Annotated in this window: 26 protein-coding genes; 15 read left to right on the top strand and 11 right to left on the bottom strand. The window is 49.7% G+C overall.

Translation table 11 applies throughout. The features are described 5' to 3' along the window. The 3 genes from BZG14_RS09745 to nagB form a co-directional block, all read right to left on the bottom strand. On the bottom strand, window positions 1–655 hold a 655-nt coding region (locus tag BZG14_RS09745; RefSeq protein WP_131825179.1), incomplete at its 3' end, for an ROK family protein. A 7-nt stretch (window positions 656–662) separates the two neighbouring features. Then, window positions 663–1799 carry an N-acetylglucosamine-6-phosphate deacetylase gene (gene nagA, locus BZG14_RS09740; RefSeq protein ID WP_077608644.1) on the bottom strand — a complete coding sequence of 379 codons (1137 nt, stop codon included), beginning with the start codon at window positions 1797–1799 and terminating at the stop codon, window positions 663–665. A gap of 11 nt (window positions 1800–1810) precedes the next feature. Further along, a complete protein-coding gene (gene nagB / locus BZG14_RS09735) occupies window positions 1811–2611 on the bottom strand; it encodes a glucosamine-6-phosphate deaminase (protein WP_077485551.1) in 801 nt (266 codons plus the stop codon). Between the two features lie 316 nt (window positions 2612–2927). On the opposite strand from nagB, the gene nagE reads away from it, so the two are divergent. Further along, window positions 2928–4436 (top strand): N-acetylglucosamine-specific PTS transporter subunit IIBC, encoded by a 1509-nt coding sequence (nagE, locus tag BZG14_RS09730; RefSeq protein ID WP_077608645.1) that lies wholly within the window; start codon window positions 2928–2930, stop codon window positions 4434–4436. 213 nt (window positions 4437–4649) lie between these two features. Further along, window positions 4650–6317, top strand: coding sequence for a glutamine--tRNA ligase (gene glnS, locus BZG14_RS09725; RefSeq protein ID WP_069361400.1), 1668 nt, complete (start codon window positions 4650–4652; stop codon window positions 6315–6317). Window positions 6318–6369: 52 nt separating this feature from the next. On the opposite strand, the gene fcrX is transcribed toward glnS, so the two are convergent. Further along, the gene (gene fcrX / locus BZG14_RS09720) at window positions 6370–6816 is read right to left on the bottom strand and encodes a ferric iron uptake transcriptional regulator FcrX (RefSeq protein WP_069361401.1); all 447 of its coding nucleotides are present in this window, start codon (window positions 6814–6816) and stop codon (window positions 6370–6372) included. 184 nt (window positions 6817–7000) lie between these two features. On the opposite strand from fcrX, the gene BZG14_RS09715 reads away from it, so the two are divergent. After that, complete coding sequence (locus BZG14_RS09715; RefSeq protein ID WP_077456602.1) at window positions 7001–7501, top strand: DUF4442 domain-containing protein; 501 nt, start codon at window positions 7001–7003, stop codon at window positions 7499–7501. Window positions 7502–7571: 70 nt separating this feature from the next. On the opposite strand, the gene fldA is transcribed toward BZG14_RS09715, so the two are convergent. The 3 genes from fldA to BZG14_RS09700 form a co-directional block, all read right to left on the bottom strand. Further along, window positions 7572–8099: a flavodoxin FldA gene (fldA, locus tag BZG14_RS09710; protein ID WP_046073566.1), complete on the bottom strand. Its 528-nt coding sequence runs from the start codon at window positions 8097–8099 to the stop codon at window positions 7572–7574. A 111-nt stretch (window positions 8100–8210) separates the two neighbouring features. Continuing rightward, window positions 8211–8432: a DUF2788 domain-containing protein gene (locus tag BZG14_RS09705; RefSeq protein ID WP_021022467.1), complete on the bottom strand. Its 222-nt coding sequence runs from the start codon at window positions 8430–8432 to the stop codon at window positions 8211–8213. A 60-nt stretch (window positions 8433–8492) separates the two neighbouring features. Further along, window positions 8493–9266 carry an alpha/beta fold hydrolase gene (locus tag BZG14_RS09700; protein ID WP_077608643.1) on the bottom strand — a complete coding sequence of 258 codons (774 nt, stop codon included), beginning with the start codon at window positions 9264–9266 and terminating at the stop codon, window positions 8493–8495. 99 nt (window positions 9267–9365) lie between these two features. Here BZG14_RS09700 and seqA point away from each other — a divergent pair, with 99 nt between their 5' ends. Both seqA and pgm read left to right on the top strand, forming a co-directional pair. Continuing rightward, a complete protein-coding gene (gene seqA, locus BZG14_RS09695) occupies window positions 9366–9911 on the top strand; it encodes a replication initiation negative regulator SeqA (protein WP_077485559.1) in 546 nt (181 codons plus the stop codon). Between the two features lie 28 nt (window positions 9912–9939). After that, on the top strand, window positions 9940–11586 hold the full coding sequence (pgm, locus tag BZG14_RS09690; protein WP_077608642.1) for a phosphoglucomutase (alpha-D-glucose-1,6-bisphosphate-dependent): 1647 nt from the start codon (window positions 9940–9942) through the stop codon (window positions 11584–11586). A gap of 63 nt (window positions 11587–11649) precedes the next feature. Here pgm and BZG14_RS09685 read toward each other — a convergent pair whose 3' ends face one another. Further along, a complete protein-coding gene (locus BZG14_RS09685; protein WP_077608641.1) occupies window positions 11650–12456 on the bottom strand; it encodes a DUF1853 family protein in 807 nt (268 codons plus the stop codon). A 146-nt stretch (window positions 12457–12602) separates the two neighbouring features. Between BZG14_RS09685 and BZG14_RS09680 the strand changes: the two genes are divergently transcribed. Both BZG14_RS09680 and BZG14_RS09675 read left to right on the top strand, forming a co-directional pair. Then, the gene (locus BZG14_RS09680; RefSeq protein ID WP_069361406.1) at window positions 12603–12800 is read left to right on the top strand and encodes a DUF2517 family protein; all 198 of its coding nucleotides are present in this window, start codon (window positions 12603–12605) and stop codon (window positions 12798–12800) included. A gap of 141 nt (window positions 12801–12941) precedes the next feature. After that, the gene (locus BZG14_RS09675; RefSeq protein ID WP_077608640.1) at window positions 12942–13700 is read left to right on the top strand and encodes a Nif3-like dinuclear metal center hexameric protein; all 759 of its coding nucleotides are present in this window, start codon (window positions 12942–12944) and stop codon (window positions 13698–13700) included. 112 nt (window positions 13701–13812) lie between these two features. Here BZG14_RS09675 and BZG14_RS09670 read toward each other — a convergent pair whose 3' ends face one another. After that, window positions 13813–15102, bottom strand: coding sequence for a citrate synthase (locus BZG14_RS09670; protein WP_077485567.1), 1290 nt, complete (start codon window positions 15100–15102; stop codon window positions 13813–13815). Between the two features lie 399 nt (window positions 15103–15501). Here BZG14_RS09670 and sdhC point away from each other — a divergent pair, with 399 nt between their 5' ends. The 8 genes from sdhC to sucD all read left to right on the top strand — a co-directional run bounded on the left by sdhC (window position 15502) and on the right by sucD (window position 25040). Next, window positions 15502–15894: a succinate dehydrogenase cytochrome b556 subunit gene (gene sdhC / locus BZG14_RS09665; protein ID WP_069361409.1), complete on the top strand. Its 393-nt coding sequence runs from the start codon at window positions 15502–15504 to the stop codon at window positions 15892–15894. Beyond that, window positions 15888–16238, top strand: coding sequence for a succinate dehydrogenase, hydrophobic membrane anchor protein (sdhD, locus tag BZG14_RS09660; protein ID WP_077485571.1), 351 nt, complete (start codon window positions 15888–15890; stop codon window positions 16236–16238). The genes sdhC and sdhD overlap by 7 nt, the downstream gene beginning before the upstream one ends. After that, window positions 16239–18005 (top strand): succinate dehydrogenase flavoprotein subunit, encoded by a 1767-nt coding sequence (gene sdhA, locus BZG14_RS09655; RefSeq protein WP_077608639.1) that lies wholly within the window; start codon window positions 16239–16241, stop codon window positions 18003–18005. Window positions 18006–18019: 14 nt separating this feature from the next. Next, window positions 18020–18730 (top strand): succinate dehydrogenase iron-sulfur subunit, encoded by a 711-nt coding sequence (locus BZG14_RS09650; RefSeq protein ID WP_077608638.1) that lies wholly within the window; start codon window positions 18020–18022, stop codon window positions 18728–18730. 115 nt (window positions 18731–18845) lie between these two features. After that, window positions 18846–21656 carry a 2-oxoglutarate dehydrogenase E1 component gene (gene sucA / locus BZG14_RS09645; protein WP_077485575.1) on the top strand — a complete coding sequence of 937 codons (2811 nt, stop codon included), beginning with the start codon at window positions 18846–18848 and terminating at the stop codon, window positions 21654–21656. Window positions 21657–21684: 28 nt separating this feature from the next. After that, the gene (odhB, locus tag BZG14_RS09640) at window positions 21685–22893 is read left to right on the top strand and encodes a 2-oxoglutarate dehydrogenase complex dihydrolipoyllysine-residue succinyltransferase (RefSeq protein ID WP_069361413.1); all 1209 of its coding nucleotides are present in this window, start codon (window positions 21685–21687) and stop codon (window positions 22891–22893) included. Window positions 22894–22998: 105 nt separating this feature from the next. Beyond that, on the top strand, window positions 22999–24165 hold the full coding sequence (sucC, locus tag BZG14_RS09635; protein ID WP_077485577.1) for an ADP-forming succinate--CoA ligase subunit beta: 1167 nt from the start codon (window positions 22999–23001) through the stop codon (window positions 24163–24165). 2 nt (window positions 24166–24167) lie between these two features. Further along, complete coding sequence (gene sucD, locus BZG14_RS09630; protein ID WP_046073551.1) at window positions 24168–25040, top strand: succinate--CoA ligase subunit alpha; 873 nt, start codon at window positions 24168–24170, stop codon at window positions 25038–25040. Window positions 25041–25110: 70 nt separating this feature from the next. Here the strand turns inward: sucD and znuB are convergent, their stop codons facing one another. Together znuB and znuC are read right to left on the bottom strand one after the other, a co-directional pair. After that, window positions 25111–25902, bottom strand: coding sequence for a zinc ABC transporter permease subunit ZnuB (gene znuB / locus BZG14_RS09625; protein WP_069361415.1), 792 nt, complete (start codon window positions 25900–25902; stop codon window positions 25111–25113). Further along, window positions 25895–26659 carry a zinc ABC transporter ATP-binding protein ZnuC gene (gene znuC / locus BZG14_RS09620; protein ID WP_077485579.1) on the bottom strand — a complete coding sequence of 255 codons (765 nt, stop codon included), beginning with the start codon at window positions 26657–26659 and terminating at the stop codon, window positions 25895–25897. Before znuC ends, znuB begins: the two co-directional genes overlap by 8 nt. Between the last annotated feature and the right edge of the window lie 98 nt (window positions 26660–26757).

Below are 26757 nucleotides of genomic sequence, written 5' to 3'. Positions count from 1 at the left end.
GATGCACACTGACTAGCATAGAGTCGTAATAGTCTTGGCTCGCCCCAAAGTAGTGCTCCGCCAATGCTTGTCCGCGGATATCGTTGCCAACGAAAGCCTGCACACCAAATTCTTCGCGCAAGGTATCAGCAAGCGCAAGTTGTTTAATATTGATGTTGGGCATGTATTCGACCACCCCTGAATCAGGGTCAACCAGGCCAGGCATCACTACGGATATCGCAATCAGTTCTCGGAGTGCGTGTTGGTGCGTTTCCAAAAACTGACTAACGATATGAATCAAGCCTTGAACAAGCTCGTCTTGATCATGGTACTGGAAGGTTTCGCCGTGTTCAGCCAACGAGGCACCACTTAAGTCATACAAAGACAACTCAATAAAGTGACGACCCAGTCGTACCGCAAGGGTATGAAAGGGCGCACACTCGGTGGTGAGAGAAATGGCACGACGTCCGCCTGTCGACGCCTGTTGTGCCACTTCTTTAATCAGACCTCTTTCTAACAGTTGGCGGGTAATTTTGGTCACACTTGCCGGCGCCAATCGGCTTACATCGGCAATTTGTATGCGTGAAATAGGCCCTTGTTGATCAATTAATCGATAAACGGCAGCTCCGTTAAGTTGCTTTACAAGATCGACATTCCCGATTTTTCCGCCAGTCATAGGTGTCCTAGCTTTGTAGATATTGTCCGTTTACGATCGTCGCTTGAACGTTGATTGCTCGGTCGAAAATGGCAAGATTCGCAACTTTCCCCGGACGAATGCTGCCATAGTGTTGTTCGATACCGATTGCGCGAGCGGGATAGAGCGTAGCCATCCGCAAAGCTTCATCCAAGGCGATCCCTACATGCTCAACACTGTTATAAATCGCTTGATCCATCGTCAGAGCCGAGCCGCCAAGCGTGCCATTTTCATCAACACACTTACCGTCACGGTAATATACTTTCTTACCTACAAAAATAAAGTGATCCATGTCTGCTCCTGCTGGTGCAACCGCATCCGTAACCAACACTAATTTCTCACCTTTTACTTTATGTGCGAGACGAATGTTAGGGTATGAAACGTGAAAGCCGTCAGCAATCACGCCAGTGTAAACATCCGGTGTATCGTAGATAGCACCGACGACACCTGGCTCACGGCCTGATATAGAGGTCATCGCGTTAAACAGGTGCGTGGCAAAGGAAATGCCATGGGTAAAGCCTTGCTTAGCTTGTGCGTAAGTGGCATTGGTATGGCCAGCAGAAACCACGATACCAGCTTGCTTAAGGGCTTGAATATGTGACGCAGGTGCCAATTCAGGCGCGAGGGTGACTTTAGCAATCACATCCGTATTGTCGCACAAGTAGTTGATCATCTGATCGTTGCTTGGGCGAATATAGTCAGCACTGTGTATCCCCTTTTTTTCGATATTCAAATAAGGGCCTTCAAGGTGTAACCCCAGCGCCTGATGGGGGTGCTGTTGTTGGTACGTCCGCATGGCGCTGATGGCGGCTTGCATATCGGCATCAGAGCTAGTGATCAGGGTGGGGAGAAAATTGGTGCAACCTGACTTAAGGTTAGCCTGATGCATGGTCGCGATGGTGTCAGGCGTAATGGCATCATTAAACATCACCCCGCCACAGCCATTAAGCTGAAGGTCAATGAAGCCTGGGCTGACTAATGCACCGTTGAGCGCACGCGTGGCAATATTATTGGGTAGGGCGTCTTGTCGACAGACGGCGTCAATCAGGCCTTCTCGAATCACGATGGCATGATCATCCAACACCTCATGGCCGGTAAAAATCCGGCAGTGAGTTAACGCATACATGCTTCAATTCCTTATAAATGGTGTATATTTTGGGCTTCAAGCTCTTGAAAATACTTCACAGTTTTTACTTTTAGTTCTGCTGTTGAAGGCGCATCACACACAATCATCGCTTTTGGGTGCAGTTGTAGCGCTGATACTGTCCATAAGTGGTTCACTGAGCCTTCCACCGCGGCCTCAAGTGCCTGGGCTTTATTGTGTCCTGTCACCAAGATCATGACTTCTTCTGCATCTAATAAGGTGCCGACACCAATAGTGAGCGCATGCTTAGGTACTTGATTGATATCATTATCAAAAAAGCGAGAGTTTGCCACACGGGTATCCTCGGTCAAGGTTTTGATCCGTGTTCTTGAGGCTAATGATGACGCAGGTTCATTAAACGCAATATGACCATCGTTACCCACACCACCCATAAAGAGATGGATTTTGCCGTATGCCTTGATTTTTTCTTCATAGCGTTGGCACTCGGCATCGACATCGGTCGCATTGCCATCAAGCAAGTTGATGTTTTTTTCTTGAATATCAATATGGTTAAAAAAGTTTTGGTACATAAAGGTACGATAGGCTTGTGGGTGATCAGCAGGGATCCCACAGTATTCGTCCATATTAAAGGTCACCACGTGCTTGAAGCTGACTTCACCTTGCTGGTGGAGCTTTATGAGTTGCTTATAGGTGTTGAGTGGCGTCCCCCCCGTGGGTAAGCCCAGAACAAAGGGGTTATCGGCAGTCGGCGAAAACGTGTTGATGGTATCAACGATATAGCGAGCCGACCATAGGCCGACTTGTTGGCTGGTTTGTAAAGGAATGAGTCGCATGGGTCACCTCGTTCTATCAATGCGTAGTTCGTGGCCATAGCATAACGGATATGCTTATTTATTTTCATCATAAAATAAGTTTTATGATCAGGCTAACAATTTTCTCTGTATATGGGGTGGTTTGGTGATGATTCTCACAAATAACGCGGGTTTAATTTGCGAGGCGAATTTATTGACATAAACTGCAATTGACTAACATTGCTTTACAAAAGAAGTGATTTAACAAAAGTCCTTGGGCAAGCGTCCAAGTTAGATGTCTAACCGCGTAGCGAGCGCTAGCGTGGTGGACACAGAAAAATATAAAGGGGGAACGACGGTGAATATTCTTGGTTATGCACAACGTATAGGTCGTGCGCTGATGGTACCGGTTGCGGTATTGCCAGCAGCTGCGATCTTAATGGGGATCGGCTACTGGCTTGACCCAACTGGATGGGGTGGAAACAACGCCTTAGCTGCTTTCTTGATTAAATCAGGGGCAGCGATTATCGACAATATGTCAGTGTTATTTGCCATTGGTGTGGCGTATGGCATGTCAAAAGATAAAGACGGCGCCGCCGCTCTGGCAGGGTTTGTTGGCTTTATGGTTATCACTACACTGTGTGCGCCTGGTGCGGTGAGTCAAATTGGCTTGGTCGATATTTCAGTCGGCAACAATGAGCTTGCTTTTAGCAAAATCAACAACCAGTTTATCGGTATCTTGATCGGCGTGGTATCTGCTGAGTTGTATAACCGCTACAGCGGGGTTGAATTGCCAAAAGCGTTGGCGTTCTTCAGCGGCAAGCGTTTGGTGCCGATCTTGGTCTCAGTGGTGGCGATCATCATCTCATTTGTATTGATGTTTGTCTGGCCTGTTCTTTTTGGTGGCTTGGTTCACTTTGGCGAAAGCATCACCAATCTGGGTGCGGCGGGTGCCGGTGTGTATGGCTTCTTTAACCGCCTACTTATCCCTGTTGGTCTGCACCACGCGCTTAACGCCGTGTTCTGGTTCGATACCGTCGGTATTAACGACTTGGGCCGCTTCTGGATGGGAGCACAAGGCCTTGAAACAGGCGAAGCGATTAAAGGGACTACAGGCATGTACATGGCAGGTTTCTTCCCCGTCATGATGTTTGGTCTTCCAGGTGCTGCACTTGCAATTTATCATACTGCGCGTCCTGAGAATAAAGCGCGTGTTGCGTCTATCATGATTGCCGCTGGCTTTGCGTCTTTCTTTACTGGGGTGACTGAGCCGCTCGAATTCTCATTCTTGTTTGTCGCACCTTTATTGTTTGTGTTGCATGCGCTGTTAACGGGTATTTCACTGTTCATCGCCGCCACTTTCGACTGGACGGCAGGCTTCGGCTTCTCGGCAGGGTTAGTTGACTTGGTGTTGTCATCGAAAAACCCGGTGGCTAACCAGTGGTACATGCTACCTATTTTGGGCCTTGTGTTCTTTGCGCTCTACTATGTGTCATTCCGTGCCGCGATTTCAGCCTTGAACCTGAAAACGCCAGGCCGAGAAGATGACGCAGTAGAAAGTGCACCGGCGAGCGCCAATACGGGTGAAGCGAGCGATAATCGCGAACTGGCACGTAAGTACCTTAAAGCCCTTGGTGGTCATCAAAACCTCACATCAATTGATGCTTGTATTACCCGTCTGCGTCTGTCGGTTGCCGACCGCGAGGTGGTTGATGAAGCGAAATTGAAAGCGATTGGGGCGATGGGGGTCGTCAAGCTTGGCGAGAATAACTTGCAGGTCATTCTTGGCCCCCTAGCAGAAATCATTGCCGGTGAACTGAAACAAATCCCAGAAGATGAAGATTTGTCAAAAGTCGCGCTGCCTTAAATGGGGTACAGCACCACAATAATCTGAACAACGCGCCCAGCTAACAGCTGGGCGCTTTTTTAGGTGCGCTGTCACCATTTTCGAGCAAAAAAGTAACAAATAGGCCTGCACCGCGATGACAATGACAACAACGGGTTGAGTCACAGCGCGGAATAGGAGATCATAGTGCCTATGTAGCTTTAAAATTCGCATTTTTGATACGAGGTAACCTTGATGAGTGATGCTGAAGCTCGTCCCACCAACTTTATTCGCCAAATCATTGATAAAGACTTGGCGGAAGGGAAACACACAGCGGTCGTGACACGTTTCCCGCCTGAGCCGAATGGCTATTTGCACATCGGCCATGCCAAATCAATTTGTTTGAACTTCGGGATCGCACAAGACTATCAGGGTGAATGTAACCTGCGTTTTGATGATACCAATCCAGAAAAAGAAAACGTGGAATACGTTGAATCTATCAAGCGTGACGTCCAATGGTTGGGCTTTGACTGGGCAGGAGAGGTGCGTTACTCCTCAAACTACTTTGACAAGCTTTATGGCTACGCGGTTGAGCTGATTGAAAAAGGGTTGGCATACGTTGAAGAGCTGACGCCTGACGAGATCAGAGAGTATCGTGGCACATTGACCGAGCCGGGCAAGCACAGCCCTTATCGTGAACGCTCGGTTGAAGAGAATTTGGCACTGTTTGAAAAAATGCGAGCGGGTGAGTTTGCCGAAGGTAAGGCCTGTTTGCGTGCTAAAATCGATATGGCGTCCCCCTTTATGGTGATGCGGGATCCGGTTTTATACCGTGTTCGTTTTGCGCATCATCATCAGACGGGTGACAAGTGGTGCATTTATCCAATGTACGACTTTACCCATTGCATTTCAGATGCACTGGAAGGGATCACGCATTCTTTATGTACTCTCGAATTTCAAGATAACCGACGCCTATACGATTGGGTATTGGAAAACATCACTATCGACTGTACGCCGCACCAATATGAGTTCAGCCGCTTGAATCTCGAGTATACCGTGATGTCTAAACGTAAGCTGAACCAACTGGTGGAGGAGCAGTTAGTAAACGGTTGGGATGACCCGCGTATGCTGACTATTTCAGGCTTGCGTCGTCGGGGTTACACGCCTGCCTCCATTCGTGAGTTTTGTCAGCGTATTGGTGTGACTAAGCAAGATAACACCATTGAAATGAGTGCGCTTGAATCTTGCGTGCGTGATGACTTAAACGAAAATGCACCACGCGCCATGGCGGTGCTCGATCCCATTAAACTGGTGATTGAAAACAAAGCCGATGACGTGGAGTGGCTTGATGCACCCAACCATCCCAATCAGCCAGAGATGGGGACGCGCCAGGTGCCATTTTCGCGCGAGATCTGGATTGAGCGAGAAGACTTCCGTGAATCAGCCAACAAGAAGTACAAGCGACTGGTGCTGGAGAAGGAAGTACGTTTGCGCAATGCCTACGTGGTAAAAGCGGAGCGTTGTGAAAAAGACGATGAGGGCAATATTACCACTGTATATTGCAGCTATGATCCAGACACCCTCGGTAAAGATCCTGCCGATGGGCGAAAAGTGAAAGGCGTGATACATTGGGTTTCTGCGGCTGAGGCGTTACCCGCTGAATTCCGATTGTATGACCGCTTATTTACGGTGCCAAATCCGGCCAGCGCGGACAACTTCGCGGAAACCATTAATCCTGAGTCGTTACAGGTACAGCATGGCTTTGTCGAGCCAAGCATGCAAAATGCGCCTGTCGAAAAGGGCTATCAGTTTGAGCGTACAGGCTATTTTTGTGTAGATAATAAAGATAGCCGTAAGGATGCGCTTGTCTTCAACCGGACGGTGAGCTTACGTGATACTTGGGCGAAGATAGAAGGTAAATAATAAAAAGCCGGCGTGATTATCACGCCGGCTTTTTAAGACACATATGACTTATTTAGTCAGCGTTGTGAATGGATGGATCGGCTTTGCAGTCACCTTCCTGACAGTGGCCATACAAATACAAACTATGATTTGTTAGTTGCACATTAAAGCGCGCGGCGATTTCTTTCTGACGCTCTTCAATYAARTCATCAGAAAATTCAATCACTTTACCGCAGTCAAGGCAGACCAGATGATCATGATGATGCTGGGTCGCCAGTTCAAATACGGACTTGCCGCCTTCAAAGTGGTGACGCGTGACAATGCCTGCATCATCAAATTGGTTCAGTACGCGGTACACGGTCGCTAGGCCAATTTCTTCACCTAGATCGATTAATTTCTTATACAGGTCTTCGGCACTGATGTGCTGGCAATCTGGCTGTTGCAGCACTTCTAGGATCTTGAGCCGTGGAAGGGTGACTTTGAGCCCAGCTTGCTTCAACGCCTGGTTATTGTCTGACATGTGTATCTACCTGTTTTCTGCCTGAGTTAAGACAGTTGGATTAGCAAGGAAAATATCTTACAAGCCTATCAAAATTGCACTGCTCTCGCTACTCTCGACATGCGTTCTCAGGGGGAAAATTGGTCATTTGTGGTTGCATCAATGTTTACTAGATGTAAATATTATCTGGTTAGACCAGATAAGGATGTCAACTTACATGTATCGCTTCTACAAACCACGTATTGTTAAGTGGGCACTTAACAGCTGGCCACCTTTTTGGGGCGCAGGGATCCACATTGATGCCATTAGCCAGGATTTTAAACGTGTCAATATGCGTTTGAAACTCCGCTGGTGGAATAAAAATGCTAACCGTACCCAGTATGGCGGTAGCATCTTCTCCTTGACTGATCCTGTCTATGCGCTGATGTTAATGGGCATTCTCGGTCCTCAGTACCATGTGTGGGACAAGCAAGCTGATATCAATTTTATTAAGCCGGGAACCACGGACTTGTACGCAGATTTTGTGATCAGCGATGCGGTGTTAACCGATATCCAACAACAAGCAGGACGGGGCGATAAGGTGTTGCCAGAGTTCGTGGTACATGTGAAAGATGCAAATGGTGACGTGGTCGCGGAAGTAAAGCGCACCCTATACGTGAGGAAGAAACGTCAGTATCGAGATGCAGCCAGCAAACAAGCTGCGTGACCGACCCGTTTGCGTTGAATTAGACAAAAAACGCCAAGGTTGAGCATCCTTGGCGTTTGATAAGCAAAACTTAGTCTTCAAGCTCTGCTAAACACATTTCTTCATAAACTTGTTTTACCCACTTGCTTACACGCTCGTCGGTCAGTTCAGGTTGGCGATCTTCATCCACACACAAGCCGACAAAGTGGTTGTCATCAACCAACGCTTGCGACGCTTCAAACTCATACCCTTCAGTTGGCCAGTGACCAATGATGGTAGCGCCTTTCGCTTCAATGATGTCGCGGACGGTGCCCATGGCATCACAGAAGTATTCTGCGTAATCTTCCTGGTCGCCACAGCCGAAAATAGCCACGAGTTTTGTTGAGAAGTCAATTTGCTCTAACTCTGGGAAAAAGTCATCCCAGTCGCACTGTGCTTCACCGTAATACCATGTTGGAATACCGATCAGCAGCAAATCGAAGTTATCAATATCTTCTTTGCTGCTTTTTGCGATATCCTGCACGTGAACCATTTGTTTGCCTAACTGCTTTTGAATGGTTTTTGCAATTGCTTCCGTGTTTCCCGTGTCACTACCAAAGAAGAGACCTACACTCGCCATATAAAAAACACCCGTTTTGTCAGTGGGTTGCTGTTTGCAACTAACTCGAATTAAAGAAAAAGCGTCGCTTTTTCAAACCTATATGATTAACCAGTGACTTCAGTGCTAGGGTTAGCCGATGCCGACCCCCTCCCAAACCAACTGAATCACACCTTTTACGATAAAGCCGACACAGCCTAGTGTGAGCACAAACCAGACGATCCGTCGGCCGAATACTGGCACATTGCCCTCACGTAACACGTCTTTAATTGCCATGCCGATAAAAAAGAAAATCGCGGCGAAGACGAGATCTAGACCTATTTTCTCGAGCAATTGAAAGTGCTCGTAAAGCATGCGTGCCTCCAATGAGCACCGACTTATGCGGCGCAATATATCACAAGGGTCACTTAACTGTTAACGCTCGCTCGGCATTAAAAAACGTTCGATGACGTTGGCAACCACCGCTGGCTTTTCAGCATGTAGCCAGTGACCCGTGCCTGCCACCATATGTGCTTTTGAATGCGGAAACTGAGCGATAATGGCCTCGCGGTGGTCTGGCAGAATGTATTCAGAGTTCTGCCCTTTGACAAACAGAGTGGGGCCTGCATATTGGCCAAAATCTGTCCACCCCATGATGTCACGATAGCCGTGATAAAGATTATCAATATTGAAGCGCCAGGCGTAGTGACCGTGATCGGTTTTATAGAGTGATTTCAATAAAAATTGGCTCACACCTGGATTTTCAATCGTTTCATTCATCATGGTTTGCGCTTGTTGGCGGCTTTCCAGTGTCACCCTTTGCGTCTGATGCAATGCCTTGAACACGTTGTCATGGCGGTTAACTTGATAATCGACTGGGGCAATATCCATCACCACCAGTTGTTCGACGCGCTCTGGGAAGCGCTGAGCGACGGCCATCGCCACTTTGCCACCCATTGAATGGCCAACGATAATGGCTGACTCAAGCTGTTGTGCATCCATCCACGTGACCACGGCATCGGACTGGCTTCGATAATTTGTGTCCTGTGTATGATAGGAGCGACCATGGTTAGGTAGATCAATTTGATAGACACAAAAATGGTCGGATAGTGTCTTGGCGAGCCCGCCTAAATTGTCCAGATCACCAAATAAACCGTGGATCAATACAAGCGGTGAGCCCTCACCGCGAGACTTTCCGTTTAATAACACGTTGCTTTTCTCTCAGATTACTGGCTTTAACGTAGAGTATACCTATCTATCTCTGTATAATCGCCCCGTTAAACGATAAACAGGACGCGATGAAAAACAATGAAGACGATAGAGGTTGACGACGATCTATACCGGTATATTGCCAGCCAAACTCAGCATATTGGCGAAAGCGCATCAGACATCCTGCGTCGCTTACTGCTGTCGGACTCGGCACCGCAGCCCACTCAGGCTGCGCCGACGACGTCCTCTCGTTCTAGCGGTATTGTTGTCAGTAAAGATGCTGGGCGCAGTGCGTCCGTCGATCGTGTCAAAGCGATGCGAACGTTATTGATTTCAGATGAGTTTGCGGCCCAAGAACGAGCGATTGGTCGTTTCATGCTGATCCTCACCACCTTATACCGTGTTGACCAACAAGGATTCGCAGATGGTATGGCGCTAAAAGGGCGTACCCGTCTGTATTTTGCYGATAATCCACAAACTTTATTAGAAAGCGGCAAAACCACCAAACCCAAGCAGATTCCAGAAACACCTTTTTGGGTCATCACCAACACGAATACTGGCCGTAAGCGTCAGATGGTGGAGCAGCTTATGGAAAAAATGCAGTTCCCGAGTGATTTGACTGAGAAGGTTGTGAACGCGATTTAATCTATGCCACTCATGGGAGAAGAGAATTATGGCAGTGCATCCTCAAGCCGGACAGCGCGCGAACCCGCAAGATTTGTGTGATATTCCGGCGCTTGTGACGCGTTTTTTCCAGACTCAACCACGTCCAGGTCAGGCCTCGCAACGCGTTGCGTTTGGGACGTCAGGCCACCGTGGAAGCGCGTTGAACACCACATTTAATCGCGACCATATTCTCGCGATTGCACAAGCAATTTGTGATGAGCGCAGCGCGCGCGGTATTTCTGGCCCTGTCTTTGTGGGAAAAGACACTCATGCGCTTTCCGAGCCCGCCTTCGGTGCCGTGGTTGAAGTATTAACGGCCAATCAGGTACAAGTTATTGCGCAAGCCGAGCAGGGCTATACGCCAACGCCGGGCATTTCTCAACAAATTCTGGCTTATAACCGTGATCATGCTGAGCAAGCGGATGGGATTGTGATCACCCCTTCACACAATCCGCCGCAAGATGGTGGCATCAAGTATAATCCACCTCATGGTGGCCCAGCAGAAGGCGCTATCACAAAATCGATTGAAGCACGCGCCAACGACTATATTGATGCCGGCTTAGAAGGCGTTCAACGATTGGCTATCGACGAAGCACGGGCAAGCGCTTACTACCAGGAGCAAGACCTAGTGACGCCTTATGTCGCAGGGCTGGAGCGTGTCGTTGATATCAAGGCCATTCAGGCGGCAGGATTAAAACTTGCCGTCGACCCTTTGGGGGGAGCCGGGATCCGCTATTGGCAGCAAATTGCCGCGCATTATCAACTCGATATTACCCTGATTAATGATCATGTCGACCCAACCTTTGGCTTTATGCCTCGCGATGGTGATGGCGTGATTCGTATGGATTGCTCTTCAGCATACGCCATGGCTGGACTCCTAGCGTACAAGGACGATTATGATTTGGCATTTGGTAATGATCCAGATTTCGATCGCCATGGCATTGTGACTCCGGCTGGCTTGATGAATCCTAACCACTATTTAGCGGTGTGCATCGATTATTTATTTCGTCACCGTCCGCAGTGGTCAGCCGATTTAGGCGTGGGTAAGACCCTGGTGTCCAGTGCGATCATTGATAAGGTGGTTGGCGATCTCGCCCGTCCGCTGGTTGAAGTGCCCGTCGGCTTTAAATGGTTTGTGCCTGGCTTGAGTGAAGGAACGCTTGGCTTTGGCGGAGAAGAAAGTGCTGGCGCCTCATTCTTAACCTTTGATGGGCAGCCATGGTCAACGGATAAAGATGGTATCATTCTTTGCTTACTGGCGGCAGAAATTCTGGCGGTAACAGGACTTACACCGCAGGCGTACTATCAGAAACTCGCCGGCAAGCATGGCGATCCAGCCTATAACCGATTACAAGCGGTTGCCAATGCAGCGCAAAAGCAGGTGCTCAGTCAGCTCAATCCCGATATGGTGACGGCAGAGACCTTAGCCGGTGATCCCATTACCGCCAAACTGACGCATGCGCCGGGCAATGGCGCTGCTATTGGCGGTTTGAAAGTGGTCACAGAATTTGGCTGGTTCGCAGCGCGCCCCTCCGGGACAGAAGATATTTACAAAATCTACTGTGAAAGCTTTAAAGGCAATGATCACTTACGTCTCATCGAGCAAGAAGCGCAACAAATTGTTGATCGTGTGTTCAATGAGCAAGGTGTTTAGCGAACCGCTTCTGTGTTTCGCGGCGATCAAAACGACGCGCACTGGCAAAGTGCGCGTTTTTTATTAGCGAGAGGGCAGTGGCGGCATATTGGCGGGCCAGTCATTTGGCACCACGAACCAAGGGGTGAGTGAGTCGTCTAATAAGTGACAGGTTCGAGAGAGCCCCTTAAGTGAAGCTCGCTCTAGCTTGGGTAGCTCCGCAAAGGCGGGCAGTGATAGCCATTGATCGCGGGCTAGTACGGCAAATTCCCTGTCTGTTGGTAATGCATCTGGCCAACACCACCACCCACCAATGCTGTCATGATTGATAGGTGGCCAGTCTGGTAGGGGCTGCTCGCCATGATGATAATGGCGATACAACCTTCCTTGCACCATCAGACGCTTTTTACTCGGCTGCCAGTATGGGTATTGCTGGCAAAAGCTTGGGTGACTCGAAAGCGCCAATTGATGGTCAAGCATTCGCGCCACTTTGATATCGAGCGCATCCTTGGCATTGGGGCCTAACCAACGGTTTTCATACGCGAGGTAGAATTTTACCGCTACCTCCCAGTGCTCTAATTGACCCTGATAGTTGACTAAAAAGTCGATGGCACCTTGCGTCTTGCCGCCTTCATTAATCTGGATTTCCTCAGCTTCTAGTACCAAATGAGGGTGACAATCAATGAGCTGACTGAGCAACCATTGATAATAAAAGCCGATACGCTTTGGTCCCGTATAGGGCGTGGGAGATGGCAGTAATGGGGGTTGCCAAAGGTGATGAGGCACAACTGGGAAGCGCTTATCGTTGAGCAGTGAGAGCTGATTTTGTACCCAGCTAAAATCGGCGTTAATTTGGGCTTGGTTACTAAATAAGGGATAGGTGTCACTCATGATGTAAGTTTATTACCTTGTTAAGAGACTGTTAAAGCTAAAATGGTGGTTTCTGGGTAAAAAATCACCATTTATGTAGTAAAAAAACAAAACGGGTGGTACACTATGCGCATACTTGCAAACTGGTCAGATGAGTGAGGTTGATTATGTATACACCGTTCGATAAAACCCGTGTTGTGTTACGCCGCTGTGCGGTTGTGATCGCGGGCATCACTTGCCTGCCAACACTGATTGCGCCGCCAATGGCATCGCGTATATATAGCCATTTACACCAAGTCTGGCTTAAAGACAGCACCAAGCCTGTTTGGTTGGCTGAATCGGAAAAAGCCGGCGGGTTTTTCTAGTCCGTCACTGATGAGTGGCCATATACCCGCGGAACAAATTCGTGATATTCAGTCAGCGGTGAGACACGGTCTCACCGCTTTTTTTATGTTTGCTTGTCAGGTTACACTGTTGCCATTGTCTCGCAAGTGAATGTGAATGCTATGAATAATTTTGAACTGGAAGCATTGCTCAACGCCGAACTAAAACCGGATAGCATTAAAGACTACAGCCCGAATGGTCTACAAGTGCAAGGGCGTGATGAGATAAAAACGGTCGTCACCGGGGTGACGGCCTGCCAAGATTTGATTGACGCAGCGATTGAGCAGAACGCGGATGCCATCTTGGTGCACCATGGTTACTTCTGGCGCGGCGAACCACAGCAAATTCGCGGCATGAAGTACCAACGGATCAAGAAGTTGATTGAATACGGTATCAATCTTTACGGTTATCACTTGCCGTTGGATATTCACCCGACGCTGGGTAACAACGCGCAACTTGCCAAGCGTTTAGGCATTGAGCTGCTTGGGGGACTGGAGCCTGACAATCCTGTCTCGATTCCTGTTTATGGAAAGCTTTCAACCCCCATGACGTTGGCACAGTTTGAGCAACAAGTGGCCACGGTGCTTAACCGGGCGCCCCTTGTGATTGACGGTGGCCAACAAACGCGGATTGAAACCGTGGGCCTTTGTACCGGTGGCGCGCAAGATTYTATCGACTTGGCCGCTTCACAAGGGATGGATGCGTATCTGTCGGGTGAGATTTCTGAGCGCACGACCTTTTCGGCGCGCGAGCAGGGTGTGCATTATATCGCGGCAGGGCATCATGCGACAGAGCGTTATGGCGTGAAAGCGCTAGGGGAGTGGCTTGCTCAGCAGCATGGTTTGAATGTGCACTTTATTGATATCGACAATCCAGCATGACGCCTAGGCATTGAGGCTAAGTGCGATGAAAGGTAGACGCAGCCATGTGATAAACTGCCGATGATAAACAAAAAGCCGCCTGTTGGCGGCTTTGTGGTATGACATTCGCGCTTTAGCTGCGCTTATCCATTGGGGTAAATTCGCGCTGCGTATACCCGGTGTAAAGCTGACGCGGACGCCCAATTCGCTTGTGCGGGTCGGTATGCATCTCATTCCAGTGGGCAATCCAGCCTATGGTACGAGACATCGCGAAGATCACCGTAAACATCGATGTAGGGATCCCGATTGCTTTCAGGATAATGCCTGAATAGAAATCAACGTTCGGGTAGAGTTTCTTATCGATAAAATAATCATCTGACAATGCGATGCGTTCCAGCTCCATCGCTACATCTAGTAGTGGATCCTGAATTTGCAACTCGTTAAGCACCTCATGGCAGGCTTCACGCATCACAGTTGCGCGTGGGTCATAGTTCTTGTAAACGCGATGACCAAAGCCCATCAGACGGAACGGATCGTCTTTGTCTTTCGCGCGAGCAATATACTCAGGAATGTTATCCACATGCCCAATTTGCTCAAACATGCGCAAGCACGCTTCGTTGGCACCACCGTGGGCCGGCCCCCATAGCGAGGCGATCCCAGCCGCAATACAAGCAAATGGGTTAGCCCCTGAAGAGCCTGCCAGACGTACCGTTGACGTTGATGCGTTTTGTTCGTGATCGGCATGCAGGGTAAAGATCTTATCCATTGCGCGCGCGACCACTGGGTTGACTTCATATTCCTCGCACGGGGTGGCGAACATCATATGAAGGAAGTTTTCCGCGTAATCGAGATCATTACGTGGGTAGATAAATGGCTGTCCGATTGAGTATTTGTAACACATCGCAGCCAGTGTCGGCATTTTTGACAACAGACGGAACGCCGTGATTTCACGGTGCTGGTCGTTGTTGATGTCGAGAGAGTCGTGATAGAACGCGGCTAGTGCACCTACAACCCCGACCATAACGGCCATTGGGTGAGCGTCACGGCGGAAGCCGTGGAAGAAGCTCGCAATTTGCTCATGCACCATGGTGTGGCGCACGATCATTGAGCGAAACTCATCATATTGCTTCGTTGTAGGGACTTCACCGTAGAGCAGGATATAACAGACTTCTAAATAATCAGCGTTATTGGCAAGTTGATCTATCGGGTAACCGCGGTGCAGCAATACGCCAGCGGCGCCATCGATGTAGGTGATCTGCGAGTCGCATGACCCCGTTGCGACAAAACCAGGATCAAAGGTGAAATAGCCTTCGTTTACCAGCTTGCGCACATCAATGACTTCTGGACCGACGGTGCCCTCGATAATCGGCAGTTCGATTGGTGCTTTCCCTTCAATGTGTAGGGTAGCTTTCTTCTCTGCCATAACAATCTCCTTTGTTATTTTATAATCCCATCCAGGATACGGACTCGACCGTTGTACCGATCGACCCTAATGATGTCAATTTTTAACCTATCGATGTGTGCGTCAGTTAATAACTTATTTGCAATGCGCGTTAAATATCTGTTGTGAGATTCCGGTCAATTTTGTGCGTTTGTAATTGTCTGTTACGCCACGTATACTTTTCTGAGGTCTCTGGGCAAATCAGTATCCTAGAGCGTTTAGGGACTCAAACACCTTTCCTAACTGACGTGATCCATTCGCCAAGAATTGCAGTTATAAGCAATAAGGTACATGAAGCGCGTTACGCAGATGTTGCAGGTCTTACGCTTTGAGTACTGAGGTTCAGAGAGTGTAATAACTATAAATGCTCAATGGAGCTGAGTGGGCAATATCGTGAAAGAAAGAAAGTCAAGACCCGTAAACCTCGACCTCCAGACGATTCGTTTTCCGATAACAGCGATTGCGTCTATATTGCATCGAGTGGCAGGTGTCATCACCTTTGTCTCGATCGCCATCCTCCTATGGCTGCTTAGCCTGTCTCTCTCTTCTCCTGATGGATTTCAATCCGCTGCTGCCATTGTCGATAGCTTTTTCGTCAAATTGATCCTCTGGGGCATTTTGACGGCGCTGGCTTATCACATTGTCGGTGGGATCCGTCATTTGATCCAAGACATGGGTTATTTTGAAGAACTGGAGTCTGGCGTGCAAAGTGCGCAGGTTGCATTTGTTATCACTGGCGTGTTGTCTGTGTTGGCGGGGGTTTTAGTATGGTAACGAAAAACATCTCATCGGTCGGGCGCAATGGCGTGCACGACTATGTGCTGATTCGCGCCACTGCGATTCTCATCACACTTTACACACTTTATATGGTCGGTTTTGCCGTTTTTGGCCCTGAGATTACGTATACCTCATGGACAGCGTTTTTCGGCCAGACCAGTACCAAAGTCTTTACCATGTTAGCCCTGGTCTCCGTGCTGATTCACGGCTGGATCGGAATGTGGCAAGTATTGACTGACTATATTAAGCCAGCCTTGCTGCGTGGCATGTTGCAACTTGGCGTTGTGGCCGTGCTACTGATCTACGTTTTTGCCGGTTTCTTTGTATTGTGGGGTGTGTAAGTGAGTATTCCAGTTCGCGAATTTGACGCAATTGTCATTGGCGCAGGCGGCGCAGGTATGCGCGCCGCACTGCAAATATCAGAGCAGGGCCTAACCTGTGCGCTGTTATCTAAAGTGTTTCCAACCCGCTCTCACACCGTGTCGGCGCAGGGTGGTATTACGGTAGCACTGGGTAACTCCCACCAAGATAACTGGCRATGGCACATGTACGACACGGTAAAAGGGTCAGACTACATTGGTGACCAAGACGCCATTGAGTACATGTGTAAGACGGGCCCGCAATCAGTGATTGAGCTAGAGAAGATGGGGTTACCTTTTTCTCGGTTTGAGAATGGGTCCATTTATCAGCGTCCGTTTGGTGGCCAGTCTAAAGAGTTTGGTGGCGAGCAAGCTGCACGCACCGCGGCGGCAGCTGACCGAACCGGGCACGCACTGCTGCACACCTTGTATCAGCAAAACATTAAAAATAAGACCACCATCTTCTCTGAATGGTATGCGCTTGATTTGGTGAAAAACCAAGACGGTGTGATTGTTGGTGCGACTGCCATGTGTATGGAAACGGGCGAGATTTGCTACTTTAAGTCCAAGGCAACGGTGCTGGCGACAGGGGGAGCAGGTCGTATCTATCAGTCAACCACCAATGCGCACATCAATACCGGTGATGGCGTAGGGATGGCGCTGCGCGCAGGCGTGCCCATGCAAGACATGGAAATGTGGCAATTCCACCCAACCGGCATTGCAGGCGCGGGTGTATTGGTGACAGAAGGTTGCCGCGGTGAAGGCGGTTACTTGCTCAATAAAGATGGCGAGCGTTTTATGGAACGTTATGCGCCTAATGTTAAAGATCTCGCAGGTCGTGACGTTGTGGCGCGCTCGATGATGATCGAAATTCGAGAAGGGCGTGGTTGTGATGGGCCATGGGGACCGCACCTGAAGCTCAAGCTGGATCACTTGGGTAAAGACGTGCTTGAGTCTCGTCTTCCCGGCATTCTCGACTTGTCTCGCACCTTTGCGCATGTTGATCCTATCAAAGAGCCGATTCCGGTAATCCCAACCTGTCACTACATGATGGGAGGCATTCCAACGCAGGTGTCTGGTCAAGCGATCAAGCAAGACCCGCTCGGCAATGACATTGAAGTACAAGGTTTGTTTGCCTGTGGTGAGATTGCGAGTGTGTCTGTGCATGGTGCGAACCGCTTGGGCGGCAACTCACTGCTGGACTTGGTTGTCTTTGGCCGCGCGACTGGCCTTCATCTCGGGGAGACACTCGCCGCACAAGTAGAAGCGCGCGATGCGAGTGAGTCAGACATCGAGGCGTCCTTGGCGCGTGTTAATCGTTGGAATAGCACCCAACAGGGTGAGGATCCGGTTGAGATCCGCAAAGACTTGCAAGCTTGTATGCAAGAAAACTTCTCCGTGTTCCGAGAAGGCGAGGCCATGGAAAAAGGGCTGAAAGAGCTGAAGGAAATTCGTGAGCGACTCAAGTCGGCGCGTCTTGATGACACGTCAACCGAGTTCAACACCCAGCGCGTCGAATGTTTGGAGCTGGAGAATTTGATGGAAACCGCGTACTCAACAGCGGTGTCAGCCCATTATCGTACTGAAAGCCGTGGCGCACATGCGCGTTTCGACTATCAAGATCGCGATGATGAGAACTGGCTATGCCACTCCATCTATAACCCAGAAACCGAAGCTATGTCGAAGCGCGACGTCAATATGGCGCCAGTGCACCGTGAGGCTTTCCCACCGAAAGTCCGCAGTTACTAAGGGGGTCGAGAACGATGAATGTTAAGTTTTCTATCTATCGCTACAACCCAGATGTGGACAATGCGCCATACATGAAAGACTACACGCTGGATGTGCCTGAAGGGTCTGACATGATGCTGCTGGATGCGCTCATCCAGCTGAAAGAGCAAGATCCTACGTTGGCTTTCCGCCGCTCGTGCCGAGAAGGTGTCTGTGGCTCTGACGGCGTCAATATGAACGGTAAAAATGGCCTTGCGTGTATCACGCCGCTGTCGTCACTGATGGACAAGTCAGAAATTGTGATTCGCCCGCTACCTGGTCTACCGGTCGTGCGTGATGTCATCATTGATATGGGACAGTTCTATGAAAACTACGAGCGCGTCAAACCTTATCTGATGAACGATGAAACGCCACCGTCGCGAGAGAACTTGCAAGCGCCGGAAGATCGCGCGGAACTTGATGGTTTGTATGAGTGCATCATGTGTGCATGCTGTAGTACCGCATGCCCTTCATTTTGGTGGAACCCTGACAAGTTTGTCGGGCCAGCGGGCTTGCTTGCTGCGTACCGCTGGTTGGCGGATAGCCGTGATACAGCAACCGAAGAGCGGTTATCTGATCTAGACGACGCTTTTAGTGTCTTCCGTTGCCACGGGATCATGAACTGTGTCAGTGTATGTCCGAAGGGGCTGAACCCAACGAAGGCAATTGGGCATATCAAGTCTATGCTGATTCAGCGCGGCGTTTAAAACGCACAACCAATAACGTAGATAAAAAATGCCCCGTCCTTGGACGGGGCTTAATAACAGGTAACCCGGCCTCAGACCGGTGTTTGGATAAATAACTAGTGGTTAAGGGATAACAATGCAAAATGGCGTGATGAAGGCTTGGATAGAGTCTTCTCATTTGGCTGGCGCCAATGCAACGTACGTAGAAGATCTCTACGAAATGTACCTCAGTGACCCGGAGTTAGTTGATCAAGAATGGAGAGCGGTCTTCGACCAGCTACCAGTGGTGAGTGACACCGCGGTAGAACAACCCCACTCTCGTGTTCGTGATTACTTTCGACGCTTAGCTACCGATACATCGCGTGCAAGTGCTTCAGTCAATGATCCAGACGTAGACGCGAAACAAGTTAAAGTTCTCCAACTGATTAATGCTTTCCGTTTCCGCGGCCACCAACAGGCCAGCCTAGATCCTCTCGGACTATGGAAACGTAAACCTGTACCCGATCTGTCGCCTGCTTTTCACTCTCTTAATGAGCAGGACTTCAACGAAACCTTCAACGTCGGCTCATTTGCGATTGGTAAAGACAATATGCAATTGGGTGAGCTGTATGATGCACTTGAAAAGACCTATTGTGGGTCGATCGGTGCAGAATACATGCACATTACCGATACCGAAGAAAAGCGCTGGATCCAAGGTCGCCTGGAGTCTGTGGTTGGACAGCCGCAGTTTACCGAGCAAGAGAAACTGACTTTTTTGGAAGAGCTTACCGCAGCTGAAGGCCTCGAACGTTATCTGGGGGCCAAATTCCCCGGCGCTAAGCGGTTCTCTCTTGAGGGCGGTGATTCGCTGATCCCGATGCTGAAAGAGCTGATTCGCCACGCAGGTAGCGAAGGCGCACGAGAAGTCGTGGTCGGTATGGCTCACCGTGGCCGTCTCAACGTGCTGGTGAATGTGCTAGGCAAAAAACCCTCTGAGTTGTTCGACGAGTTCGCGGGTAAGCAAGACGATACCTGGGGCACGGGCGATGTGAAGTATCACCAGGGCTTTTCATCTGACTTCGCGACACCGGGCGGTGATGTGCACCTTGCCTTGGCGTTTAACCCTTCACACCTTGAAATTGTCAATCCAGTGGTGATGGGGTCTGTGCGTGCTCGTCAAGACCGATTAGAAGACAATACTGGGTCGAGTGTCCTCCCGATCACTATCCACGGTGATGCGTCTATTGCTGGGCAAGGGGTGGTACAAGAGACCTTCAACATGTCGCAAGCGCGAGGCTTCCAAGTTGGCGGCACCGTGCGCATCGTGGTCAATAACCAAATTGGGTTTACCACGTCGAATCCGGCTGATTCACGCTCGACGCAATACTGTACAGATATCGCTAAGATGGTGCAGGCGCCTATTTTCCACGTCAATGCCGACGATCCCGAAGCGGTGGCTTTTGTCTCGCGCTTGGCACTCGATTTTCGCAATGAGTTTAAGCGTGATGTGGTCATTGATTTGGTTTGTTACCGTCGCCACGGCCACAACGAAGCGGATGAGCCCAATGCAACTCAGCCGATGATGTACCAAAAGATCAAAAAGCATCCCACTCCGCGTAAGCTGTATGCTGATGTATTGGATCAACAAGGTGTCGCTAACCTCGAAAAAGCCACGGAGATGATCAATGAGTATCGTGATCTTCTCGACAGTGGTGAATGCGTAGTGAAAGAGTGGCGACCCATGGTGTTGCATTCTGTCGACTGGACGCCTTATCTAGGCCACGATTGGACGGTAGAGTGGGCCAATAAGTTCGATGTTAAGCGCCTGAAAGAGCTGGGCCATCGTATTTGCCAACTGCCAGACAGTCATAAGCTCCATAGCCGTGTTGCCAAGCTCTACAAAGATCGCAAAGCGATGGTAGAAGGCGAAAAGATGGTTGATTGGGGGATGGCTGAGACCCTTGCTTATGCCACCTTGGTTGATGACGGCAAACGTATCCGGATTACGGGTCAAGACTCAGGCCGCGGTACCTTCTTCCATCGTCATGCGGTGCTTCATAATCAAGAAGATGGCAGCACGTATTTGCCACTTGCGAATATCCATGACAAACAAGGGCCATTCGAGATCTTCGATTCCGTGTTATCGGAAGAAGCGGTACTGGCATTTGAGTACGGTTACGCAACGGCAGAGCCAGGCGGTTTAACCGTGTGGGAAGCGCAGTTTGGTGATTTCGGCAATGGTGCGCAAGTAGTGATTGACCAGTTCATCAGCTCTGGTGAACAAAAATGGCGCCGTATGTGTGGCCTGACCATGCTGCTTCCTCATGGCTATGAAGGGCAGGGGCCTGAGCACTCGTCAGCACGTTTGGAGCGTTACTTGCAACTGTGTGCTGAGCAAAACATGCAAGTCGTTGTGCCATCGAGCCCCGCGCAGGTCTACCATATGTTGCGTCGGCAAGTGGTGCGCCCCATGCGTCGTCCTTTGATCGTGATGTCACCCAAATCGCTGTTACGTCACCCACTGTGTGTGTCTAACTTGGAAGATCTGACCGAGGGTGACTTCATGCCTGCCATTGGCGAGATGGATGACCTTGAGCCAAGCAAAGTGAAACGCGTGGTGATGTGCTCGGGCAAAGTCTATTATGATTTGCTACAAGCACGCCGAGAGCAAGAGATTGATGATGTTGCCATTATCCGTATTGAGCAGCTTTATCCATTCCCTCTAGAAGCGGTAAAAAATGCGATTGCGTCTTATAGCAATGCGAAAGACTTTGTATGGTGTCAAGAAGAGCCACAAAACCAAGGGGCGTGGTACAGCAGCCAGCACAACTTCCGTGCAGCCTTACCCAAAGATGCTACGTTAACCTATGCCGGACGCTCGGCATCGGCATCACCTGCGGTAGGTTATATGTCTGTACACCAGAAACAACAAAAAGCGTTAGTTCAAGACGCTCTGACCCTAAAGTAAGAACTAGAACATTAAGGATAAATACGATATGACAATCGACATTCTGGTTCCCGATTTACCCGAATCTGTGGCTGACGCAACCATTGCCACATGGCACAAACAGCCAGGTGACTCGGTAACCCGTGACGAAGTACTGGTTGATATTGAAACAGATAAGGTCGTGCTGGAAGTGCCTGCCCCTGCTGATGGGGTGTTGGAGTCCATCATTGAAGATGAAGGGTCAACCGTATTAGCGAAACAGGCCATCGCTAAGATCAAAGAAGGTGCCGTCGCAGGTGAGCCAACCAAAGACGTTCCTGCACAATCAGAGTCTTCACCTGACAAGCGCCATACGGCTTCTCTTGAGGAGGAGACGAACGACGCGTTAAGTCCCGCGGTACGTCGTTTGCTCGCGGAGCATGATCTCTCAGCAGACGCAGTGAAAGGCACAGGCGTGGGTGGACGCATTACGCGAGAAGATGTTGAAGCACACCTTAAGAGCCAGCCAGAGCAGGGTGAGCAAAAAGCACAAAGCCAAGACGTGCCACCTGTGGCGGAACGCGGCGAGAAGCGTGTGCCAATGACGCGTCTGCGTAAGCGTGTCGCTGAGCGCTTGTTAGAAGCGAAAAACAGTACCGCGATGCTCACCACGTTCAACGAAGTGAACATGAAGCCAATCATGGACCTGCGTAAGCAATACCGTGACAGCTTCGAAGAGCGTCACGATATTCGCCTCGGCTTTATGTCTTTCTATGTTAAAGCGGTGGTAGAGGCCTTGAAGCGTTACCCAGAAGTCAACGCGTCCATCGATGGTGATGATATCGTTTATCATAACTATTTTGATGTCAGCATGGCGGTATCCACACCACGTGGCTTGGTCACACCAGTGCTGCGCGATTGCGACAARCTGGGCTTTGCGGATATTGAAAAGGGCATCCGCGATTTGGCGATTAAAGGCCGTGATGGCAAGCTCACCGTTGATGAACTGACAGGCGGTAACTTCACCCTCACTAATGGCGGTGTGTTTGGCTCATTAATGTCAACGCCGATCATTAACCCTCCTCAAGCAGCCATTCTTGGCATGCACAAGATCCAAGACCGCCCGATGGCGGTGGATGGCAAGGTCGAAATCTTGCCGATGATGTACCTCGCGCTTTCTTATGATCACCGTTTGATTGACGGTCGTGAATCGGTAGGCTTCTTGGTGACCATCAAAGAACTTCTAGAAGACCCAACACGTCTGCTTCTGGACGTTTAATGGCGTTTCCCCGTGTTGGCGGGGGCGTCATTTTGAGGGGACGGAGGTCCCCTCACTTGGAAAGCAAAAAGACACAATAATGGACACTAACACGGATAGAACATCATGAATCTGCACGAATATCAGTCAAAGCAGCTGTTCGCTGAATATGGTCTACCAGTTTCAGAGGGCTATGCTTGCGATACTCCACAAGAAGCTGCCGAAGCAGCCGATAAAATTGGCGGAAACAAATGGGTAGTAAAGTGCCAAGTCCACGCCGGTGGCCGTGGTAAAGCGGGTGGCGTAAAACTGGCCAACTCCAAAGAAGAAATCCGCGAATTTGCGCAACAATGGCTAGGTAAAAACCTGGTGACCTTTCAAACCGACGAAAACGGTCAACCCGTAAGCAAAATTTTGGTTGAGTCATGCACTGATATTGCCAAAGAGCTTTATCTGGGTGCGGTTGTCGATCGCGGCTCTCGTCGTGTTGTCTTTATGGCATCGACTGAAGGCGGTGTTGAAATCGAGAAGGTGGCGGAAGAAACCCCTGAGCTAATCCATAAAGCATCGATCGATCCGCTCGTGGGTCCTCAGCCATACCAGGGCCGTCAACTGGCGTTTAAATTGGGCCTAGAAGGTGAACAAATTAAGCAGTTTACCAAAATCTTTGTGGGTATCGGCCAGCTATTTTTGGATAAAGATATCGCATTGGTTGAGGTTAACCCTCTGGTTATTACTGACCAAGGTAACTTGCACTGCTTGGATGCGAAATTGGCCATTGATAGCAACGCTGTTTATCGCCAGCCAAAGGTACGTGCAATGCACGACCCGAGCCAAGATGATGAGCGAGAGGCCCACGCCGCACAGTGGGAGCTTAACTATGTTGCGCTCGACGGCAATATTGGCTGCATGGTTAACGGCGCGGGCTTGGCCATGGGCACCATGGACATTGTTAATTTACACGGTGGCAGCCCAGCTAACTTCCTCGATGTGGGCGGTGGCGCGACCAAAGAGCGCGTAACAGAAGCGTTTAAAATCATTCTGTCTGACAGCAACGTCAAGGCTGTCTTGGTGAATATCTTCGGCGGTATTGTGCGCTGCGATCTTATCGCAGATGGCATCATTGGTGCGGTCGAAGAAGTTGGCGTTAAAGTTCCTGTGGTGGTTCGCCTCGAGGGAAATAATGCTGATGTCGGTGCCAAGAAACTGGCCGATAGTGGTTTGAATATCATTGCGGCAACATCGCTAACCGAAGCCGCTCAAAAAGTCGTTGCTGCCGCGGAGGATAAATAACAATGTCAGTGCTGATTAATAAAGATACCAAAGTGATCTGCCAAGGTTTTACAGGTGGACAAGGTACGTTTCATTCAGAGCAAGCGATTGAGTATGGAACACAAATGGTCGGCGGTGTATCACCGGGTAAAGGCGGTACGACGCACCTAGGTTTGCCTGTGTTTAACACGGTGGCCGATGCGGTCGAGGCGACAGGTGCGACCGCATCAGTGATTTATGTCCCTGCCCCTTTCTGTAAAGACGCGATCCTAGAAGCGATCGATGCCGGTATCGAGCTGATTGTATGTATTACCGAAGGTATCCCAACGCTGGATATGCTGGAAGTAAAAGTGAAGCTAGATCAAGCAGGCGTGCGGATGATTGGCCCTAACTGTCCAGGTGTGATCACCCCGGATGAGTCTAAGATCGGCATTATGCCAGGCCACATTCATCAGTCTGGCAAAGTGGGTATTGTGTCACGCTCAGGCACATTGACCTATGAAGCCGTCAAACAAACCACTGACGAAGGCTTTGGCCAGTCTACCTGTGTTGGCATTGGTGGGGACCCTATCCCGGGCTCAAACTTTATCGACATTTTGGAAATGTTTGAAAAGGATCCGGCGACCGAGGCGATCGTGATGATCGGTGAGATTGGCGGGACAGCAGAAGAGGAAGCGGCGGCTTACATTAAAGCCAATGTGACCAAGCCCGTTGTGGCTTATATTGCTGGGGTAACGGCACCTCCAGGTAAGCGCATGGGTCATGCGGGAGCAATTATTTCTGGTGGTAAAGGAACCGCAGACGATAAATTTGCTGCCCTAGAAGCAGCGGGCGTTACGACGGTTAAAAGCCTGGCTGATATTGGTAAAGCATTGCGCGAAAAAACAAGCTGGTAAGCCAGCCAAGGTAATCGCATCAATTAAAGCCGCTCTGATGAGCGGCTTTGTTATGCAATCAACTTTGTTGTTATGAGTTTGAACGACTGGGTAGTAGTTGAGCCAACATAAAGACACTGGCTGCTGCCACCACCACAGACGGGCCTGCAGGCGTGTCATAAAACCAAGAGCCTGCCATGCCTAGCATCACCGCAGCCATCCCAATGAGACTAGCAAACGAGGCCATTTGCTCTGGGGTTGACGCGATGCGCCGTGCCGTTGCCGCGGGAATGATTAGCATAGAGGTAATAATCAATGCCCCGACAAATTTCATTGCCAGCGCAATGACCAAACCAATCAGTAGCATCAATAACAGCCGCAGCTTTTCTACCGCAATACCTTCTACCTTGGCAAGCTCTTCGCTGACGGTCATCGATAGCAGTTGCTCCCAGTAATAGGCCAACACACCCAGTGTTAGGCAGGCTCCGATCGCTAACCATGTAAGATCAGCAAACGAGACCGCCAACAGGTCGCCAAACAAATAAGCCATGAGATCGACGCGCATATTGTCTAAAAAACTCACCGAGACCAGCCCCAGTGACAGGGCACTGTGAGCCAATATACCGAGCAAGGTATCAGTAGAGACCAGATGTTGGCGCTGTAGTCCCACCAATAAAACCGCTAAGAGTAAACAGGTGATCACGAGTGCGAGGTTTAAGTCGATTTGTAGCAAAAAGCCTAACGCTAACCCGAGCAGTGAGGCGTGAGCGAGGGTATCGCCAAAGTAGGCCATCCGCCGCCAGACCACAAATGAGCCCAAAGGGCCGGCTATGGCGGCGATCAATAAGCCGCCCATGATAGGGGCAAGTAAGAACTCAATCATGATGATGCTCTTGGTGTTCGCAGTTTACAGGTTGCCCTGCAAGATCATGTTTATGATGATGATGGTGGTGGTAGAGCGCAAGTTGCTCACTGGTTTGGCGACCAAACATTGCCACATAAGAAGGGTGCTGCGAGATAGCATCGGGCTCACCGGAGCAGCAGACATGATGCTGCAAACAAATCACTTCATCGGTTTTGGCCATGACTAAATGCAAGTCATGTGAGACCATGAGTACTGCGCACCCAAGGCTATCGCGCAACTGGCTAATCAGGCTATACATCTCCAACTGACCACTGACATCAACCCCTTGTACTGGTTCATCTAATACGAGCACATCAGGGTGCTTTAAAATCGCGCGGGCGAGCAGCACGCGTTGGGTTTCACCGCCAGAGAGAGTATGCATATTCGCATATTGCAAGGATTCGGCATTGACTGTTTGTAGCGCGTGGCTAATCTGCGCATTGGTATAGCGTGTGCCGAGACGAATAAAGCGATCAACCGTGAGTGGCAGGGTTTGATTCAACTGCAACTTCTGAGGCACATAACCGATTTTTACGTCTCGGGCTATCTGTACTTTGCCAGCGCTCGGCTTAACTAAACCGATCAGTGCTTTAACAAGCGTTGATTTTCCTGCGCCATTGGGGCCAATTAGCGTGGTAATTTGCCCACGCTTTAGTTGCATTGAAACCTTGTCCAGCACATGGCGGCCATTGAAGGTCACCGTCACCGCATCGAGCGAGACTAGCGAGTCAGTCATAGTGAAAAAAGCATTGTGAATTAGAATTGTTATATTATAACATTTATCGCCAGTGAGAAAACATAAGAATGAGAGGAAAGATGACTGCGCGTATTATT

This window comes from Salinivibrio sp. IB282 (assembly GCF_001995685.1).
Lineage (GTDB): Bacteria > Pseudomonadota > Gammaproteobacteria > Enterobacterales > Vibrionaceae > Salinivibrio > Salinivibrio kushneri.
Note: the sequence above shows the minus strand (reverse complement) of the source record. Positions and strands in the feature narration are given on the sequence as shown.

Coding starts and splice junctions, on each gene's coding strand:
- znuC (WP_077485579.1), bottom strand. CDS start 26,659: ATGACTGACTCGCTAGTCTCGCTCGATGCGGTGACGGTGACCTTCAAT.
- fldA (WP_046073566.1), bottom strand. CDS start 8,099: ATGGCGAGTGTAGGTCTCTTCTTTGGTAGTGACACGGGAAACACGGAA.
- BZG14_RS09680 (WP_069361406.1), top strand. CDS start 12,603: ATGTATACACCGTTCGATAAAACCCGTGTTGTGTTACGCCGCTGTGCG.
- pgm (WP_077608642.1), top strand. CDS start 9,940: ATGGCAGTGCATCCTCAAGCCGGACAGCGCGCGAACCCGCAAGATTTG.
- BZG14_RS09705 (WP_021022467.1), bottom strand. CDS start 8,432: ATGCTTTACGAGCACTTTCAATTGCTCGAGAAAATAGGTCTAGATCTC.
- BZG14_RS09650 (WP_077608638.1), top strand. CDS start 18,020: ATGAATGTTAAGTTTTCTATCTATCGCTACAACCCAGATGTGGACAAT.
- sucA (WP_077485575.1), top strand. CDS start 18,846: ATGCAAAATGGCGTGATGAAGGCTTGGATAGAGTCTTCTCATTTGGCT.
- nagB (WP_077485551.1), bottom strand. CDS start 2,611: ATGCGACTCATTCCTTTACAAACCAGCCAACAAGTCGGCCTATGGTCG.
- BZG14_RS09670 (WP_077485567.1), bottom strand. CDS start 15,102: ATGGCAGAGAAGAAAGCTACCCTACACATTGAAGGGAAAGCACCAATC.
- glnS (WP_069361400.1), top strand. CDS start 4,650: ATGAGTGATGCTGAAGCTCGTCCCACCAACTTTATTCGCCAAATCATT.
- sdhD (WP_077485571.1), top strand. CDS start 15,888: ATGGTAACGAAAAACATCTCATCGGTCGGGCGCAATGGCGTGCACGAC.
- sucD (WP_046073551.1), top strand. CDS start 24,168: ATGTCAGTGCTGATTAATAAAGATACCAAAGTGATCTGCCAAGGTTTT.
- sucC (WP_077485577.1), top strand. CDS start 22,999: ATGAATCTGCACGAATATCAGTCAAAGCAGCTGTTCGCTGAATATGGT.
- znuB (WP_069361415.1), bottom strand. CDS start 25,902: ATGATTGAGTTCTTACTTGCCCCTATCATGGGCGGCTTATTGATCGCC.
- BZG14_RS09685 (WP_077608641.1), bottom strand. CDS start 12,456: ATGAGTGACACCTATCCCTTATTTAGTAACCAAGCCCAAATTAACGCC.
- nagA (WP_077608644.1), bottom strand. CDS start 1,799: ATGTATGCGTTAACTCACTGCCGGATTTTTACCGGCCATGAGGTGTTG.
- BZG14_RS09715 (WP_077456602.1), top strand. CDS start 7,001: ATGTCAACTTACATGTATCGCTTCTACAAACCACGTATTGTTAAGTGG.